Annotated in this window: 16 protein-coding genes; 11 read left to right on the forward strand and 5 right to left on the reverse strand. The window is 65.8% G+C overall.

The genetic code is table 11. The features are described 5' to 3' along the window. Positions 1–6: 6 nt before the first annotated feature. The 3 genes from ACTEK7_RS05245 to ACTEK7_RS05255 all read right to left on the reverse strand — a co-directional run bounded on the left by ACTEK7_RS05245 (position 7) and on the right by ACTEK7_RS05255 (position 2,606). Positions 7–489 carry a hypothetical protein gene (locus ACTEK7_RS05245; RefSeq protein WP_081494469.1) on the reverse strand — a complete coding sequence of 161 codons (483 nt, stop codon included), beginning with the start codon at positions 487–489 and terminating at the stop codon, positions 7–9. Positions 490–647: 158 nt separating this feature from the next. After that, positions 648–1,100 (reverse strand): DNA polymerase III subunit chi, encoded by a 453-nt coding sequence (locus ACTEK7_RS05250; protein WP_057028976.1) that lies wholly within the window; start codon positions 1,098–1,100, stop codon positions 648–650. Positions 1,101–1,106: 6 nt separating this feature from the next. Beyond that, complete coding sequence (locus ACTEK7_RS05255; RefSeq protein WP_225140271.1) at positions 1,107–2,606, reverse strand: leucyl aminopeptidase; 1,500 nt, start codon at positions 2,604–2,606, stop codon at positions 1,107–1,109. A gap of 340 nt (positions 2,607–2,946) precedes the next feature. Here ACTEK7_RS05255 and lptF point away from each other — a divergent pair, with 340 nt between their 5' ends. From lptF to ACTEK7_RS05300, 9 genes are all read left to right on the forward strand, one after another. Then, positions 2,947–4,113: an LPS export ABC transporter permease LptF gene (lptF, locus tag ACTEK7_RS05260; protein ID WP_036000642.1), complete on the forward strand. Its 1,167-nt coding sequence runs from the start codon at positions 2,947–2,949 to the stop codon at positions 4,111–4,113. Next, positions 4,110–5,207: an LPS export ABC transporter permease LptG gene (gene lptG / locus ACTEK7_RS05265; protein ID WP_036000645.1), complete on the forward strand. Its 1,098-nt coding sequence runs from the start codon at positions 4,110–4,112 to the stop codon at positions 5,205–5,207. Before lptF ends, lptG begins: the two co-directional genes overlap by 4 nt. A gap of 50 nt (positions 5,208–5,257) precedes the next feature. Continuing rightward, positions 5,258–7,696, forward strand: a complete 2,439-nt coding sequence (locus ACTEK7_RS05270) for an LPS-assembly protein LptD (protein WP_370111964.1) — start codon at positions 5,258–5,260, stop codon at positions 7,694–7,696. A gap of 61 nt (positions 7,697–7,757) precedes the next feature. Next, positions 7,758–8,693, forward strand: a complete 936-nt coding sequence (locus ACTEK7_RS05275) for a peptidylprolyl isomerase family protein (protein ID WP_036000650.1) — start codon at positions 7,758–7,760, stop codon at positions 8,691–8,693. After that, positions 8,693–9,760: a 4-hydroxythreonine-4-phosphate dehydrogenase PdxA gene (pdxA, locus tag ACTEK7_RS05280; RefSeq protein ID WP_225146655.1), complete on the forward strand. Its 1,068-nt coding sequence runs from the start codon at positions 8,693–8,695 to the stop codon at positions 9,758–9,760. Before ACTEK7_RS05275 ends, pdxA begins: the two co-directional genes overlap by 1 nt. Next, positions 9,760–10,617 (forward strand): 16S rRNA (adenine(1518)-N(6)/adenine(1519)-N(6))-dimethyltransferase RsmA, encoded by an 858-nt coding sequence (gene rsmA / locus ACTEK7_RS05285; RefSeq protein WP_225146654.1) that lies wholly within the window; start codon positions 9,760–9,762, stop codon positions 10,615–10,617. The genes pdxA and rsmA overlap by 1 nt, the downstream gene beginning before the upstream one ends. Positions 10,618–10,640: 23 nt before the next feature. Then, positions 10,641–11,699 (forward strand): alcohol dehydrogenase, encoded by a 1,059-nt coding sequence (locus ACTEK7_RS05290; RefSeq protein WP_225146653.1) that lies wholly within the window; start codon positions 10,641–10,643, stop codon positions 11,697–11,699. 74 nt (positions 11,700–11,773) lie between these two features. Beyond that, positions 11,774–12,010 (forward strand): hypothetical protein, encoded by a 237-nt coding sequence (locus ACTEK7_RS05295; RefSeq protein ID WP_036000665.1) that lies wholly within the window; start codon positions 11,774–11,776, stop codon positions 12,008–12,010. 158 nt (positions 12,011–12,168) lie between these two features. Next, positions 12,169–12,888 carry a Crp/Fnr family transcriptional regulator gene (locus tag ACTEK7_RS05300; RefSeq protein WP_225112265.1) on the forward strand — a complete coding sequence of 240 codons (720 nt, stop codon included), beginning with the start codon at positions 12,169–12,171 and terminating at the stop codon, positions 12,886–12,888. A 10-nt stretch (positions 12,889–12,898) separates the two neighbouring features. On the opposite strand, the gene ACTEK7_RS05305 is transcribed toward ACTEK7_RS05300, so the two are convergent. Further along, on the reverse strand, positions 12,899–13,636 hold the full coding sequence (locus ACTEK7_RS05305) for a Crp/Fnr family transcriptional regulator (protein ID WP_036000673.1): 738 nt from the start codon (positions 13,634–13,636) through the stop codon (positions 12,899–12,901). A 155-nt stretch (positions 13,637–13,791) separates the two neighbouring features. Between ACTEK7_RS05305 and ACTEK7_RS05310 the strand changes: the two genes are divergently transcribed. Further along, on the forward strand, positions 13,792–14,031 hold the full coding sequence (locus tag ACTEK7_RS05310) for a hypothetical protein (protein WP_036000675.1): 240 nt from the start codon (positions 13,792–13,794) through the stop codon (positions 14,029–14,031). 17 nt (positions 14,032–14,048) lie between these two features. Further along, the gene (locus ACTEK7_RS05315; protein WP_036000678.1) at positions 14,049–14,750 is read left to right on the forward strand and encodes a Crp/Fnr family transcriptional regulator; all 702 of its coding nucleotides are present in this window, start codon (positions 14,049–14,051) and stop codon (positions 14,748–14,750) included. Here the strand turns inward: ACTEK7_RS05315 and ACTEK7_RS05320 are convergent. After that, positions 14,738–15,349, reverse strand: a complete 612-nt coding sequence (locus tag ACTEK7_RS05320) for a cupin (RefSeq protein ID WP_036000681.1) — start codon at positions 15,347–15,349, stop codon at positions 14,738–14,740. The genes ACTEK7_RS05315 and ACTEK7_RS05320 overlap by 13 nt on opposite strands. Positions 15,350–15,393 lie beyond the last annotated feature (44 nt).

The following is a 15,393-nucleotide window of genomic DNA, read 5'->3' on the forward strand; positions in this document are numbered from 1 at the left end:
CCCCGCCTATGCCTGCTTCTTCTTCCCCTTGGCCGCCCTCGGCACCGGCTGCGGGTCCGGATTGCCTTCGATCGAGGACAGACGTCCAGCGGTGAACGTGTAGATGCCGGCGCGCGGACCGGTGGTCCAGGTGACGACGGCGACGCGGCGGCCGCCAGCGTCGTTGGACAGGTTGACGGTCGAGGGCGCGCCGATGCCGCGCACCACGTCGCATTCGGTGTGGCCGAGCGCGACCGTGCCGCCGATCGGCGCGGGCGTCGTCGAGGCATTGGCATCGGCCGGTCCGGGCGGCGGCGCCATGCCGGGACAGGCGCCGTCGGCGCTGACGAGATCCTCAGCCCGCACCGGCTTGTCAGGGGTCAGCGGCGGCGATTCGATCGAGATGTTCTTGATGAAGAGGCGGCCGGGTTTCTGGAACCATTCCGCATCCTTGGACAGCAAATCGGCCCCGCCCGCGCAGCCCGCGACCAGCGGTGCTACGGCAGCCAACGCAATCAAGAGCGAGCCGGGAAGCTTTTGATGTCGCACGATAAACGAATTCCCCACGTGAAGGACCAGCCCTAAGCGATTGTCCCAACATCCCTTTGCGGCATGAAGGTGGCCGAAGCCAGCATCGCCCGAAAACTGCAAATTATCATTAATTGCGGCTAACTGCGCTTCTGCCACCGGCCGCGGTCGTCGGCCTGCCAATAGGTGACATCAAATCCCCGCGCCTTGCAATCCGTCCAGGCCGTGCGGGCGAGCGCAAGCGCGTCGGGATCGTCGCCATTGAACAGCAGCACCATGCGCTCATAGCCCTGGGCGTCCTCCGGCAGCGCGGCGTTGTCGACCAGGAAGCGGACATTGGCCCCGTTGGGATTGCCGCCCTCGATCGCCAGCACGATCGGCTGGTCGGCCACATCGTTCACCCGCCATGTCGCGTGCGGCAGGAATGAATCGTCGCGATAGGTCCACAAGTGCGAGTCGAGCGCATCGGCGCGCTCCTCCGAGGTCGACTGCACCACGACGCGCCAGCCGCGCTCGAGCGATTTCTCGAGAAGCGGCGGCAACACATTCTCCACCGTCATGTTTTGCAGATGGTAAAACAGCACTTCAGTCATGTCGGGTCATTTGCGCTCGTAATGGTCGGCGACCAAGCGGTCCAGCAGGCGAACGCCGTAGCCGCTGCCCCAGCTCTGGTTGATGTCGGTCTTCGGCGCGCCCATGGCGGTGCCGGCGATGTCGAGATGGGCCCAGGGCACGCCGTCGACGAAGCGCTGCAAGAACTGCGCGGCGGTGATCGAGCCGCCATGGCGGCCGCCGGTGTTCTTCATGTCGGCGAACTGGGAATCGATCAGCTTGTCGTATTCCGGGCCGAGCGGCATGCGCCAGACCTTCTCTCCGCTCTCGATGCCGGCCGTGAGCAGCCGGTCGGCCAGTTCGTCGTTGTTGGAGAACATGCCGGCATGCTCGGTGCCGAGCGCCACCATGATGGCGCCGGTCAGCGTCGCAAGATCCACCATGAATTTCGGCTTCACCTTCTTGGCGACGTACCAAAGCACGTCGGCGAGCACGAGGCGGCCCTCGGCGTCGGTGTTGATGATCTCGATGGTCTGGCCGGACATCGAGGTGACGATGTCGCCCGGCCGCTGCGCGTTGCCGTCGGGCATGTTCTCGACGAGGCCGATGGCGCCGACCGCGTTGACCTTCGCCTTGCGCGCGGCGAGCGCATGCATCAGGCCGACGACGCAGGCCGCGCCGCCCATGTCGCCCTTCATGTCCTCCATGCTGCCGGCCGGCTTGATCGAGATGCCGCCGGTGTCGAAGCAGACGCCCTTGCCGACGAAGGCGATGGGGGCCTCGCCCTTCTTGGCCCCGTCCCAACGCATGATCACGGTGCGGCTCGGCCGCGCCGAGCCCTGGCCGACACCGAGCAGCGCGCCCATGCCGAGCTTCTGCATCGCCTTGACGTCGAGCACCTCGACCTTGACGCCGAGCTTGCGGAGCTGACCCGCTCTGCGGGCGAACTCCTCCGGGAAAAGCACGTTCGGCGGCTCGTTGACGAAGTCGCGTGCGATGATCACACCGTCGACGACATGGCCGGCCGCGGCGAACGCTTTCTTCGCCGCACCGGCATCGCCGACCGCAAGCGAGACGTCGGCGCGCGCGCCGCCCTCCTCACCGTCCTTCTTCTTGGTTTTGTAGCGATCGAACTTGTAAGCGCGTAAGCGCAGGCCCGAGGCGATCGCAACCGCCTGCTCGCTGGTCAGGGCGCCACCCGGCAGCTCCGCCAGGATGGTCATCGCGCTGGTGCCGGCGGGCAGCTTGCTGGCCGCCACCCCGCCGAACTTGAGGAAATCGTTGGCCTTGAGGCCGGTCGCCTTGCCGGCGCCGATCACGATCAGCCGGGTCGCCTTCACCCCCTCCGGCGCCAGAATGTCCAGCGCAGCACCACTCTTGCCCTTGAAGGCGGCCGCAGCCGCCGCGCGCTTCACAATCTCGGCAGCGCCGCCGAGGGCCTTGACCGTCGCCGGACCGAGCTTCAGGCCGTCGTCGCAGAACACGACCAGGATGCCACGAGGGGCGGCAGACAGCGGGACAAAGCCGACCTTGATGGCATCGGACATGGATAACTCCTCCAAAAGATGGGGCTTTTCGTCGTTCGGGCGTTTCCAGCCACAACCGGAGCTGAACGGCGATTCACTGAGGCGTCCCCCACTATGGGCCACCCGCCCGGCAGATGCCAAGCTCCGCCGTGGCCCCCACGCCACAACAGCGAAATATTAACCATATGTTGAGGGTGCCACGGGGCAGCCATTTTGTTGACGGATCAAAGGGATGGTAGTGAGAGGATGAACTGGCGGAAGAGCTGTTGGCCGACCTTGGGGAGTCCCCTGATCGGGGATTGGTTGGGCAGCCGGAATTCCGATCGGAATTGGGGCTTGGTGGGAATTCGTGCGGTAGCGCATGGGGTCGATCGATAGGTATATCTTCCGCACGACGCTGGCGTCGTTTGCGCTGGTCCTGGTCAGCCTCACCGGCGTGATCTGGATTACGCAGGCGTTGCGCGGCATCGACCTGATGACGAGCCAGGGTCAGACCATCCTCACCTTCCTCGGCATCACCAGCCTCGTGATCCCGGCCCTGGTCCTGATCATCTCGCCGATCGCGCTGATGATCGCGATCTCGCACACACTGAACAAGCTCGCGACCGATTCCGAGATCATCGTGATGAATGCCGCCGGCTTCTCGCCGATCCGACTGTTCGTTCCGTTCTTCTATGCCACCTGCGTGGTGGCGCTGCTGGTCGCCTTCATCGCGGCCTATCTCGCCCCAGACGGGATGCGGCGCATCAAGCAGTGGGATGCCGAGATCACCGCGGACGTGCTCACCAACATCCTGCAGCCCGGCCGCTTCGCCCGGCTCGACGAGAACCTCACGATCCGGATTCGCGAACGCCAACCGGGCGGCATCCTCGCCGGCATCTTCATCGACGACCGCCGCGATCCGAACGAGCGCGTCTCGATCGTCGCCGAGCACGGCGAGGTCGTGAAGAACGAGACCGGCTCGTTCCTGGTGCTGGAAACCGGCAATCTCCAGCGCTTCGAGGCGGGCAAGCGCGATCCGGCGCTCGTGGCCTTCGGCCGCTACGGCTTCGACATGTCGAAATTCGCCAAGGGCCGCGACGTCACCCTCGGCATCCGCGAGCGCTATCTCTGGGAGCTGTTCTCGCCATCCGACAACGATCCCGTCTACAAGCAGATTCCAGGGCAGTTCCGCGCGGCCCTGCATGACAGCCTGCTCGCGCCGATGTATCCGTTCGCCTTTGCGGTGCTGACCTTTGCCTTTCTCGGAGCGCCGCGCACCACTCGCCAGAGCCGCAACTTCTCCATCGCCTCCTCGATCGTGGCGGTGTTCGGCCTGCGCATGGCCGGTTTCGCCTGCTCGGTGATGGCGGTGAAGTCGCCGGGCGCGGTGCTGGCTCAATATGCGATGGTTTTCGGCGCCATCGGCGTCGGGTTGTGGATGATCATCCGCGGTGTCGTGGTCGAGCCGCCTCCCGGCCTGATGGAGGCCATCAACCGGTCGAACGCACGGATCGCACGGCTGTTCGGACGTCCGGCCACCGCATGAGCATGCTCACCAACACACTGGGGCGCTATTTCGCCGGCCGCTTCGTGGTCGCGGCGCTCGGCGTCTTCGGCGGCATTTTCCTGCTGCTGGTGCTGGTCGACTACATCGAGATGGTGCGCAAGACCTCGGGCCTTGCATCCGCCTCCGCGCTCATGGTGGCCGAGACCTCGCTGTTCCGGGTGCCGCAGCTCCTGGAGAAGCTGACGCCGTTCTGCATGCTGATCGGCGCCATGACCTGCTATCTCGCCCTCTCCCGCCGGCTCGAGCTCGTGGTGGCGCGCGCCGCGGGCATCTCCGCCTGGCAGTTCATCGCGCCCGCGCTCGGCAGCGCGCTTCTGATCGGGGTGATCGCCACCGTCGCCTACAATCCGATGTCGGCCAATTTGCGCGAGCTGTCCAAGCGCATGGAGGCCGAGCTGTTCGGCTCCGCACCCGGCGGCGGCATCCAGGACGCCTCCGGGTTCTGGCTCAACCAGATGACCAGCGACGGGCAGACCATCATCAATGCGGCGCGCAGCGAGCAGCAGGGCATCCGGCTGACCGGGCTGACGCTGTTCCGGTTCGACCAGGACCAGCACTTCAAGGAGCGGGTCGAGGCGCGCGAGGCGACGCTGGATGCCGGCCGCTGGCTGTTCAAGGGCGTCCGCCGCTTCTCGCTGGACGGACCGCCGATCGACCAGGCCACCCTGGAAATTCCGACCACGCTGACCGAGGCGCAGGTCCGCAACAGCTTTTCCACCCCCGAGACTGTGTCCTTTTGGCAACTACCGAGCTACATCCGCTCCTCCGAAAGCTCGGGCTTCGCGACAGCGGGATACCGACTCCAGTATCAGAAGCTTCTGGCGCAGCCGTTTTTGCTCGCAGCCATGGTGATGCTCGCGGCCTCCGTGTCGTTGCGCTTCTTCCGGATGGGCGGCGTGCAGAAGATGGTTTTGAGTGGCGTGGGCGCAGGCTTTCTGCTCTACGTTCTGTCGAAAGTAACTGAGGACTTGAGCAAGGCTGAGTTGATGCATCCGATCGCTGCGGCGTGGTTGCCCGTTGTGGTGGGCGGCCTCACCGGCTTTTTGGCCTTGCTCTATCAGGAGGACGGATAGTGACTGCCGTCCGCCGAGGGCACGTGTCTCGTTTGACGCGGCGCACATGGGTGCGCGCGAACGGGCGCGACTTGTCCGTCCGCAGGCTCCTGATTGCCGCCGTCGCGGCTGCCTCGCTCGGCGGCTTGATCGACGCTGCCGCCGTGGCGCCGGCGAAGGCCCAGAGCTTCACCTACAATCCGCTGCCGCCGCGTGCGAAGCCGCCAAAGGCCCCCAACGACAACCAGATGCTGGTTCAGGCCACCGAGGTGAACTACGACTACAACAACTCGCGCGTCTCCGCGGTCGGTAACGTGCAGCTGTTCTACAACGGCACCAGCGTCGAGGCCGACCGGGTCATCTACGACCAGAAGACCAAGCGGCTGCATGCCGAGGGCAACATCCGCATGACGGATGCCGACGGCAAGATCACCTATGCCGAGATCCTGGATCTCTCCGACGATTACCGCGACGGTTTCGTCGATTCGCTGCGCGTGGACACGGCGGACCAGACCCGCATGGCCGCGAGCCGCGCCGACCGCTCCAGCGGCAATTACACGGTGTTCGAGAATGGCGTCTACACGGCCTGCGCGCCGTGTAAGGACGATCCGAAGAAGCCGCCGCTGTGGCAGGTCAAGGGTGCCCGCATCATCCACGACCAGCAGGAGAAGATGCTGTACTTCGAGACGGCACAGATCGAGTTCTTCGGCGTGCCGCTCGCCTACATGCCCTATTTCTCGACGCCCGACCCGACCGTGAAGCGTAAATCCGGCTTCCTGATGCCGGGCTATATTTCGGGCACGGACAGAACGGGCTATGGCGTCGAGGTCCCCTATTACTGGGCGATCGCGCCCGACATGGACGCAACCATCACCCCGCGCTTCTTGTCGCGGCAAGGCGCGCTGCTGCAGGGCGAATTCCGCCAGCGCCTGATCGACGGCGCCTACCAGATCCGTGCCTACGGCATCTACCAGCTCGATCCCGGAGCATTCGCCGGGCTGCCCGGCGACCGCGAGTTCCGCGGCGCCATCGACACCAAGGGTCAGTTCGCCCTCAACGACAAATGGGTCTGGGGCTGGGACGGCGTGCTGATGTCCGACTACTACTTCTTCTCGGACTACCGGCTCTATCAGTACCGCGATCCGCTCGGCTCGTTCCTGTTGCTGCCGACGGAAGCGCTGTCGCAGCTCTATCTGACCGGCGTCGGCAACCGCAGCTTCTTCGATGCGCGCACGATGTACTGGCTGAGCTATTCGGGCAACCAGAGCCAGGTGCCGATCGTCTACCCGGTGATCGACTATTCCAACGTGCTCAACTATCCCGTCTTCGGCGGCGAGGTCAGCTACAAGACCAATTTCGTGAACCTGTCGCGCGACGATGCGGTGTTCGACCCGATCACGACGCTCGCCAACACCAACAGCCTGTGCACCACGGCATCGGCCGATCCGCTGGCGCGGATGCCCTCGCAGTGCCTGCTGCGCGGCTTCCCCGGCACCTACACCCGCCTCACCGCGGAAGCGCAGTGGCGCAAGTCCTTCACCGACCCGTTCGGCCAGATCTGGACGCCGTTCGCGAGCCTGCGTGCCGACGCGATCAGGTCCTCGGTCTCCAACCAGCCCGGCGTGTCGAACTACCTGCCCGTCGGCGACACCGAGGCGTTCCGCCTGATGCCGACCCTGGGCCTGGAGTACCGCTATCCCTTCATCAACGTTCAGCCCTGGGGCTCGACCACCCTCGAGCCGATCGCGCAGATCATCATCCGGCCGAACGAGACCTATGCCGGCAGGCTGCCGAACGAGGACGCCCAGAGCCTGGTGTTCGACGCCTCGAACCTGTTCAGCGTCGACAAGTTCTCCGGCTACGACCGCGTCGAGGGCGGCGGCCGCGCCAATGTCGGCGTGCAGTCCACCACGCAGTTCGACAGGGGCGGCGCCGTTAAGGTGCTGTTCGGCCAGTCCTACCACCTGTTCGGCCTGAACTCCTTCACGGTGCAGGATGCCATCAATACCGGCCTCAACTCCGGCCTCGACAAGCCGCGGTCGGATTACGTTGCGAGCGCCAACTACTCGCCGAACAGCACCTACACGTTCAGCGTCCGCTCCCGCATGGACGAGCAGACCTGGAACGTGCAGCGCTTCGAGGCGGAAGGCCGCGCCAACTTCAATCGCTGGTCGGTCAGCGTGTTGTACGGCAATTACGCAGAGCAGCCGGAGCTGGGCTATCTGACCCGCCGCGAAGGCATCCTGACGACGGGCTCGCTGAAGGTCGCGACCAACTGGGTGGTGTCGGGCTCGGCGCGCTGGGACCTCGAGACCAACAAGATCAACCAATATGTGCTCGGTGCCGGCTATGTCGACGATTGCTTCGTGCTGGCGGCGAATTACGTAACTTCGTATAGCTATTCGGCGGGCACCGCACCGCCCACGCTGAGCCACGCGTTCATGTTCCAAATCGGCCTGCGCACGCTGGCGAACTCAACGACGTCCAGCAGTTCCGCCGGCCTCCAGTAAATGGTTTGAAGTGCCGGCCGCGTTTGCCCTATCTCGACGCGGCCGACATGCGAGCGACATCATGACGACGCCATTGCCTGTCTTCCGCCTCCTTCTCGCCATCGGTGCCGGGCTGATCTTGGCCGCCCTGCCCTCGCCGTCGCGCGCGCAGAACATCGCCGTGATGGTCAACGGCGATCCCATCACCGATTTCGACATCGAGCAGCGCATCAAGCTCGACCAGCTGTCGACACAGAAGACCCCCAGCCGGCAGGAGGTCATCAACGTGCTGATCGACGACAAGGTCAAGATCAAGGAAGGCAAGAAATACGGCGTCGATCCCAGCGTCTCCGACATCAACCAGTCCTATGACGGCATGGCGCAGCGCATGCGCATCACGCCGGATCAGCTCACCAAGTCGCTCGAATCCAAGGGCGTCCGCCCGGAGACGCTGAAGAGCCGCATGAGGGCCGAGATGGTCTGGGGCAGCCTCGTGCGCGGTCGCTTCAAGGAGAAGCTGCTGGTCGGCGAGCGCGACGTCGCGCAGGCCGTGCAGGCGCAGACCGGCGAAAAGCTTCAGATCGAGGGCACCGAGTACAAGATGCAGCCGATCGTGCTGATCGTGCCGCGCGGCTCGTCGGCGGCGTTCCTGGAAACCCGGAAGAAAGAAGCCGAGTCCTATCGCGCCCGCGTCGGGAGCTGCGAGGAGGCCAATTCGCTGTTCCGCTCGACACCGAACGCGACCATCCGCGACACCGTCACCAAGACCACCGCGGAGCTGCCGGAGCCGCTGCGCAAGGTGCTCGATGACACCCCGATCGGCCGCCTGACCGCGCCCGAGATGACCAAGAACGGCATCGAGATGGTGGTGCTGTGCTCGCGCAAGCCGACCATGATCGACACGCCGAAGAAGCGTGAGGTCCGCGAGAAGATGTATCAGGAGAAGTACGAGAAGACGCAGAAGGCCTATCTCGACGAGCTGCGCAAGGCGGCGATGATCGAATATCGCAACCGCTGATGGCCAAGCCCTTCTCAGAGCCCTCAACCGAGTCCGCAGCCAAGCCTCTTGCAACCAAGCCCCATGCAGCCAAGCCCCTTGCCCTCACCCTGGGAGAGCCCGCCGGCATCGGCCCCGACATCACGATCGCGGCCTGGCTCAGGCGGGGCGAGCTGAACCTGCCCGCCTTCTATCTGCTCGGCGACGAGGCCCTGATCGCGCGCCGCGCCAAGGCGCTCGGCGCCGATATCAGGATCGCCGCGGTGGGCCCCAGTGAAGCGGGTTCCGCGTTCACGGACGCCCTGCCCGTGGTCGCGACCGGCGAGCGCGCCACCGCCGAGCCCGGCAAGCCCGATTCATCCAGCGCGCCGGCCGCGCTCGCCTCGATCCGGCAGGCGGTCCTCGACGTGCGCGCGGGCCGTGCCGGCGCCGTCGTCACCAACCCGATCGCCAAGAGCGTGCTCTACCGCGCCGGCTTCCGTCATCCCGGCCATACCGAATTCCTCGCCGAGCTCGCCGCGGAGAACGGCCGCGTGCCGCAGCCGGTGATGATGCTGTGGTCGCCCCAGCTCGCCGTCGTGCCCGTGACCATCCACGTCTCGCTGCGCGATGCGCTGGGCGAGCTCACCAGCGAGCTGATCGTCTCGACCGTCCGCATCGTCGCCACCGAGCTGAAGTCCCGCTTCGGCATCGCAAGGCCGCGCATCGCGGTCTCCGGTCTCAATCCCCATGCCGGCGAGGACGGCTCGCTCGGCCACGAGGAGCAGACCGTCATCGTCCCGGCGCTGAAAGCGCTGCGCAACGACGGCATCGAGGCCAGAGGGCCGCTGCCCGCCGACACCATGTTCCACGAGGCGGCGCGACGGACCTATGATTGCGCGGTCTGCATGTATCACGACCAGGCGCTGATCCCGATCAAGACCGTCGCCTTCGATGACGCCGTCAACGTCACGCTCGGACTGCCCTTCATCCGCACATCGCCCGATCACGGCACCGCCTTCGACATCGCCGGCACGGGCAAGGCCAATCCGGCGAGCCTGATCGCCGCGCTGCGGCTCGCCAGCCGCATGGCGGCTGCGACAAGCTGATGAGCGCGATCGACGACCTCCCGCCGCTGCGCGAGGTCATTCGCCAGCACGCGCTGTCGGCGCGCAAATCGCTCGGCCAGAACTTCCTGCTGGACCTCAATCTCACCGCGCGCATCGCGCGTGCGGCCGCACCGCTCGAGGATTCCACCATCGTCGAGATTGGCCCCGGCCCGGGCGGGCTGACGCGGGCGCTGCTCGCGCTCGGCGCCCGCCGCGTCATCGCCATCGAGCACGACGAGCGCGCGATCCCCGCCTTGCAGGATATTTCCGCGCGCTACCCGGGCAGACTCGAGATCGTGCATGGCGATGCCATGACCTTCGATCCACGCCCGCTGCTCGCGGGCGAACGCGCCAAGATCGTCGCCAACTTGCCCTACAACATTGCGACCCAGCTTCTCATCAACTGGCTCATTACCGAGCCCTGGCCGCCCTGGTACGAGATGATGGTGCTGATGTTCCAGCGCGAGGTCGGCGAGCGCATCGTCGCGCGCGAGGACGAGGAGGCCTATGGCCGGCTCGGCGTGCTCGCCAATTGGCGCTGCGAGACCAAGATCCTGTTCGACATTGCGCCATCCGCCTTCGTGCCGCCGCCGAAGGTCACCTCCTCGGTCGTGCGCCTCAAGCCGCGCGCAGAGCCGCTTGCCTGCGATCGCAGGATGCTCGAGCAGGTCGCCGCCGCCGCCTTCGGCCAGCGCCGGAAAATGCTGCGGCAAAGCTTGAAATCACTGAATGTCGACCCCGCATGGCTTGCACGAGCCGCCGGCGTCGACGCGACACGGCGCGCCGAGACCATTCCAGTTTCGGGCTTTGTTGCCATGGCGCGTGAATTGGCGGATATACGCAGCGAAACCGAGTAACCAAGAATTCCGGAGGAAAGAAAATGGCCTTGATGCGTCGGCAGTCCCTGGTCAAGTTCGATGCGCCGCTGTGCGAGACCATCGTCGAGACGCCCAAGCCGCAAGGCCGTGAGGTCCTGGTCCGCATCGAGCGCTGCGGTCTCTGCCATTCCGATCTCCACATCCAGGACGGCTATGCCGATCTCGGCGGCGGCAAGAAGCTCGACACCACGCGCGGCATGACGCTGCCCTTCACGCTCGGCCACGAGATCGCGGGCGTCGTCGACGAGGTCGGCCCCGATGTTCCGGCCAGCCTCGTCGGCGCCAAGAAGGCGGTGTTTCCGTGGATCGGCTGCGGCCAGTGCCGCGACTGCGCCAATGGCGACGAGAATCTTTGTGTGAAGCAACGCTTCCTCGGCGTTTCCATCGACGGCGGCTTCGCCACCCACGTTCTGGTCCCCGACGCCAAATATCTGCTCGACTACGATCCCCTGCCCGTCAACCAGGCCGCCACCCTGATGTGCTCCGGCGTCACCGCCTATGGCGCGCTCAAGCGCCTGGTCGACCGTCCGCGCCAGCGCAATCTGTTGCTGATCGGCCTCGGCGGCGTCGGCATGATGGGCCTGTCGTTCGCGCAGGCGATGTTCAAGCAGCCAATCACGGTCGCCGACCTCTCGCCGGCCGCGCGCGAGACCGCCCTCAAGAACGGTGCGGCGGCGGCCTATGATCCGGCCGAGCCCGACGTGATCAAGCGCATCCTGAAGGAGACCGAGGGCGGCTTCGACGAGATCGTCGATTTCGCCGGCAACGAGAAGTCGATGGCCTTTGCCGTCGCCGTTGCCGCGCGCGGCGGCAAGATCGTGGTCTCCGGCCTGATGGGCGGCCAGTTCACGCTGCCGACGGTGCAATGGGTCTACAAGCGCATGACCATCGAAGGTTTCATGGTCGGCACGCTCGCGGAGGCTCACGAGCTGATGGCGCTCGCCCGCGCCGGCAAGATCAAGCCGACGCCGATGCGCGAGGAGCCGATGGGCGACGTGCAGAAATGGATCGACGAATTGCGTGCCGGCAAGGTCGTCGGCCGCATCGTCCTGAAGAACTGACCGCGGCGCGGCGGGTCCGACGCAAGTCTCGCCCGCCGCACGGAACGCCTGCGGCCGCGCCGCGTTGGCTGCGCATGTCGATCCGTTGCACCGTCGAAAGCGCATTCTTCATCGCCTGGAGCTGCCTGGAGAAGAGCGGCGAGCTCGGGCCGCCGGACGCGAGCGCGAACTTCCTGCTCGACGCCATCGAGGCCCAGCTTCGAACCGGTGAGCGCCGGCAATTGATGCTCGCCAACCGGGCGATCGACGCTTACCGCGCCGCTGCGTCACAGGGCCGACTGACGGGGGATCGCGAAGTCCGCTGCGGCTGACGATCCTCGCTGCCGTCCAGCCCGCTGAAGCCGCGACGCCGTGCTCTGGTTTTCAACGTTCGAACGTCCGTTGTGTGCACTTTGGAACCGTCGGTTCCGCCGCGGAAACGTAGGTTTGCCGCTGGCGCCGATTCCCGGCCCGCCCAAGAGAACACAATGTGACCGGTCGGCCCCAGAACGATCTGCTCCGCCAGCTCAATCATCAGGATTTCGAACTGCTCGCGCCTCACCTCCAGCCGATCGACGTCGAGGCGAGCTACGTCCTGCATCATGCCGGCGACGACGTCGCCGCGGTCCATTTTCCATGCGGTCCCGCGCTGGTGTCGTTCGCCGTGCCGGTCGAGGACGATCGCGAGGTCGAAAGCCTGCTGGTGGGGCGCGAGGGCGCGGTCGGCATCGCCGCCGGCCCCAGCCCTTCGCTCGCCTATTCGCGCATGGTCGTGAAGTTTGGCGGCACCCTGGTGCGGCTGCCGTTGCGCGCGCTCGAGCAGGCGCAGCAGAGATCGGCGACGCTCCAGGAGGCCTTCGCGCGCTATGCCGACTGCCAGTTCGCGCAGCTCTTGCAGACTGCGGCTTGCAACGCTGCGCATTCGATCGAGCAGCGGGCCGCCAAGTGGATCATGTCCGCGCAGGAACATATCGGCGGAGCCGAGATTCCTCTCACCCACGAGCAGCTCGCCGGCATGCTGGGCGTCTCCCGCAGCTATGCCAGCCGCGTCATCCAGATGTTCAAGGCGCGGCGCATCCTCGCGACCCGCCGCGGCGCCATCCTGATCCTCGACGCAGCAGCGCTCGAAGCGAGAGCCTGCTGCTGTAACGATTGGGTGAAGAAGCATTTCCACGAGGTGCGCGGTGGAGCGGCACCCGCGGAGGGTTGATGCCTCCGCCTCACGCATGCGGCGGCGACTGCCGCTTCAGATGCAGATAGGTCGGACTGAAATCGCCGAGCCGCTGCAGCTCGCGCCATTTCAGCACGACCAGCTCGCCATCACGAAGATCCATCGCGCCGCTGCGCCTGAGATCGGCGAGCGTCCGGTTCACCGTCGCGATCGCCATGCCGAGCGTCTCGCCGAGTTGCGTGAGACTGATCGGCATGCGGCAACGATTGCCGCGCACCAGCTGCGCAGCGCGGGCGCGGTAGAACAGCTCGCAAAACAAGTGCGCCATGCGCGTCTGCATCGGCCGGGCGCTGTTGTTGGTGATGGCCTCGCGAAAGATCGCGGCATCGAGCAGCGTCTCGCGCCAGACCGCGAGGGCGAAGGTCGGCCGCCGCCGGAACGCGATGAACAGTTCGCGGTGCGGGATGAACGCCACCGACGCCGGCCCGAGCGCACTGAGCCCGTGATCCATCTGGTCGATGAACAACCCCTGCGCATCCGGAAGATCGCCGGTGAGATGGAACGCCAGATATTGCCGCCGCCCGCTGCCGAGCAGGTGATAGCGGGCAACCATGCCGGAGACGACCAAAGCGGAATGCTCGGGCTCATCGCCTTGACGGATGAAATCCTCATTGGTTGCGAAATCGCGCAGCATGAAGGTCAACGCGCGAATCTCGCCAATATCCTCCTCTGCGAGCGCGGTGTGCTCGCCGAGGTTCCGTATCAGCACGTCGTGAGCCTTTTCCATGGAGCCGCCAAAAATCGCGCCGGTTCTATCAAATGATACGTCCGGCTTGCGTTCAGCGGACTAGAACGCAGATCGGAAGCACAGGTTGCTAACCGGCTTGCGACGCATCGATCGCAGCCACCCCATTCCCCCCATTCGGACCAGCCGGCCTTAACATGAAAAGCACCACTCTCCTGGAGCGCATCCGGCGCCTGTTCGCATCCGATGCCGGCGAGCATCTGGACAGCATCAGCGACGCCTTGCTGAAGGGAACGCTGAGGGAGCCGGTCCGGCCGATGTCGGATCAGGAGCTCGCTCGCGCCATCCGCGAGTTCCGCTCCGTGCCGGTTTCCGACTGGACGCTTGCGAAACTGTCGCGTCGCCTGGCCGAGGCGTCCGTGCCGCGGGACGGCTGAAGCTGCACGCGAGGCCCATGCCACATCCGAAATTCATCGTCCGTCTGCAGACGATCGAAGGCCTGTCCGAGGACGAGCGCCGCCAGATCGCGGGCTTGCCGTCCACGCTGCGCCAGGTCGCGGATGGCGAGATCGTGCTGCGCCAAGGCGAGGCCGCGAGCCGCTGCGTCTTCGTCGTCAGCGGCTTCCTCTACCAGTCGCGCATCGTCGGCGATCGCAGCCAGACCCTCGCCTTCCATGTTCCCGGCGACATGCCATGCCTGCACACGCTGCTGGTCTCGCCGATGGACGCGGATCTCGTGGGGCTCGGCCCGACCATCGTCGGCACCGTCGCCCACAGCCAGCTCCGCCAGCTGCTCGACAGCTCGATCCACCTGACCCGCGCCTTCTGGCGCGAGACGCTGATCGACGCGGCCATCTCGCGGCAATGGATCGCCCGCCTCGGCGCGCAGGCGGCGCTGCCCAAGGTCGCGCACCTCATCTGCGAGCTCGCGGCAAGGCTGGAGATCGTCGGCCTCGTCAAGCGCAACTGCTTCCAGATGCCGATGACGCAGCGTCACGTCGCGGACGCCTGCGGACTGTCGATCGTCCACGTCAACCGCACCATCCAGGAGCTGAGGCATCGCGGGTTGATCGCCTGGGACGGCAGCGAGATCGAACTGCTCCAGCCCGACGAGCTGCGCAGACTTGCGGATTTCTCGCCTGATTATCTAAGCTGAGCGGACCGCCACGCGGCGAGCAGCGGTCCGCCGCTCCCCAGCACGGGATCCGTCTTCGGCTTGCGGACCTTGGCGATGCGCTTGACCGCGTCGGGACGCTGGCGTGTGTCGGTGCACTCGTCATAGGTGCCGTCCTGCGGGTAGGCGCCGACGACCATAAAGTCCCGGCTGGATTCGATCAGCCGGTGGCCGGTGCCCGCGGGCAGGACCAGCACGTCCCCGGCTTTCAGTTTCAGGATGCGGCCCTTGATCCCGCCGCACTCGATCCTCGCCGTGCCGCGCGCCACGCCCATCACTTCATGGATCTGCGAATGATAGTGGACGAAGTCGTACACGGTGTCGCGCCACGACCGGCCCCAGCCATTGGTGTCGAACAGCGTGTCGATGACGACCTCGGGCGGAAAGCGCCGACCGTTCAGCTTCACCGCGCCGCGATATAGCAGCGCCGGGAAGCGCGGATGGTTCGGCACGATGCCGTCATCGCGAAAGTGCATGGCCGTGGGCTTGCGGGCCCGTACCAGCCCCCGCAGCGTCGCTGCATCGGGCTGCTCCTCTACCAGCTTCTTGGCGAAGTTCTTGATCTGATCCTTGACCGGCATGACGTCTCCTCAGCCGCGAAATAACGGCTGCGGAGGTGAGAAGT

Source organism: Bradyrhizobium sp. JHI2711, from assembly GCF_056156565.1.

What these genes read in the sequence shown, in the direction of transcription:
- ACTEK7_RS05310 (WP_036000675.1), top strand. Translation starts at nt 13,792, where the DNA reads ATGAAAAGCACCACTCTCCTGGAGCGCATCCGGCGCCTGTTCGCATCC.
- ACTEK7_RS05275 (WP_036000650.1), top strand. Translation starts at nt 7,758, where the DNA reads ATGACGACGCCATTGCCTGTCTTCCGCCTCCTTCTCGCCATCGGTGCC.
- ACTEK7_RS05305 (WP_036000673.1), bottom strand. Translation starts at nt 13,636, where the DNA reads ATGGAAAAGGCTCACGACGTGCTGATACGGAACCTCGGCGAGCACACC.
- lptG (WP_036000645.1), top strand. Translation starts at nt 4,110, where the DNA reads ATGAGCATGCTCACCAACACACTGGGGCGCTATTTCGCCGGCCGCTTC.
- ACTEK7_RS05250 (WP_057028976.1), bottom strand. Translation starts at nt 1,100, where the DNA reads ATGACTGAAGTGCTGTTTTACCATCTGCAAAACATGACGGTGGAGAAT.
- ACTEK7_RS05315 (WP_036000678.1), top strand. Translation starts at nt 14,049, where the DNA reads ATGCCACATCCGAAATTCATCGTCCGTCTGCAGACGATCGAAGGCCTG.
- ACTEK7_RS05320 (WP_036000681.1), bottom strand. Translation starts at nt 15,349, where the DNA reads ATGCCGGTCAAGGATCAGATCAAGAACTTCGCCAAGAAGCTGGTAGAG.
- rsmA (WP_225146654.1), top strand. Translation starts at nt 9,760, where the DNA reads ATGAGCGCGATCGACGACCTCCCGCCGCTGCGCGAGGTCATTCGCCAG.
- ACTEK7_RS05255 (WP_225140271.1), bottom strand. Translation starts at nt 2,606, where the DNA reads ATGTCCGATGCCATCAAGGTCGGCTTTGTCCCGCTGTCTGCCGCCCCT.
- ACTEK7_RS05295 (WP_036000665.1), top strand. Translation starts at nt 11,774, where the DNA reads ATGTCGATCCGTTGCACCGTCGAAAGCGCATTCTTCATCGCCTGGAGC.
- lptF (WP_036000642.1), top strand. Translation starts at nt 2,947, where the DNA reads ATGGGGTCGATCGATAGGTATATCTTCCGCACGACGCTGGCGTCGTTT.
- pdxA (WP_225146655.1), top strand. Translation starts at nt 8,693, where the DNA reads ATGGCCAAGCCCTTCTCAGAGCCCTCAACCGAGTCCGCAGCCAAGCCT.
- ACTEK7_RS05290 (WP_225146653.1), top strand. Translation starts at nt 10,641, where the DNA reads ATGGCCTTGATGCGTCGGCAGTCCCTGGTCAAGTTCGATGCGCCGCTG.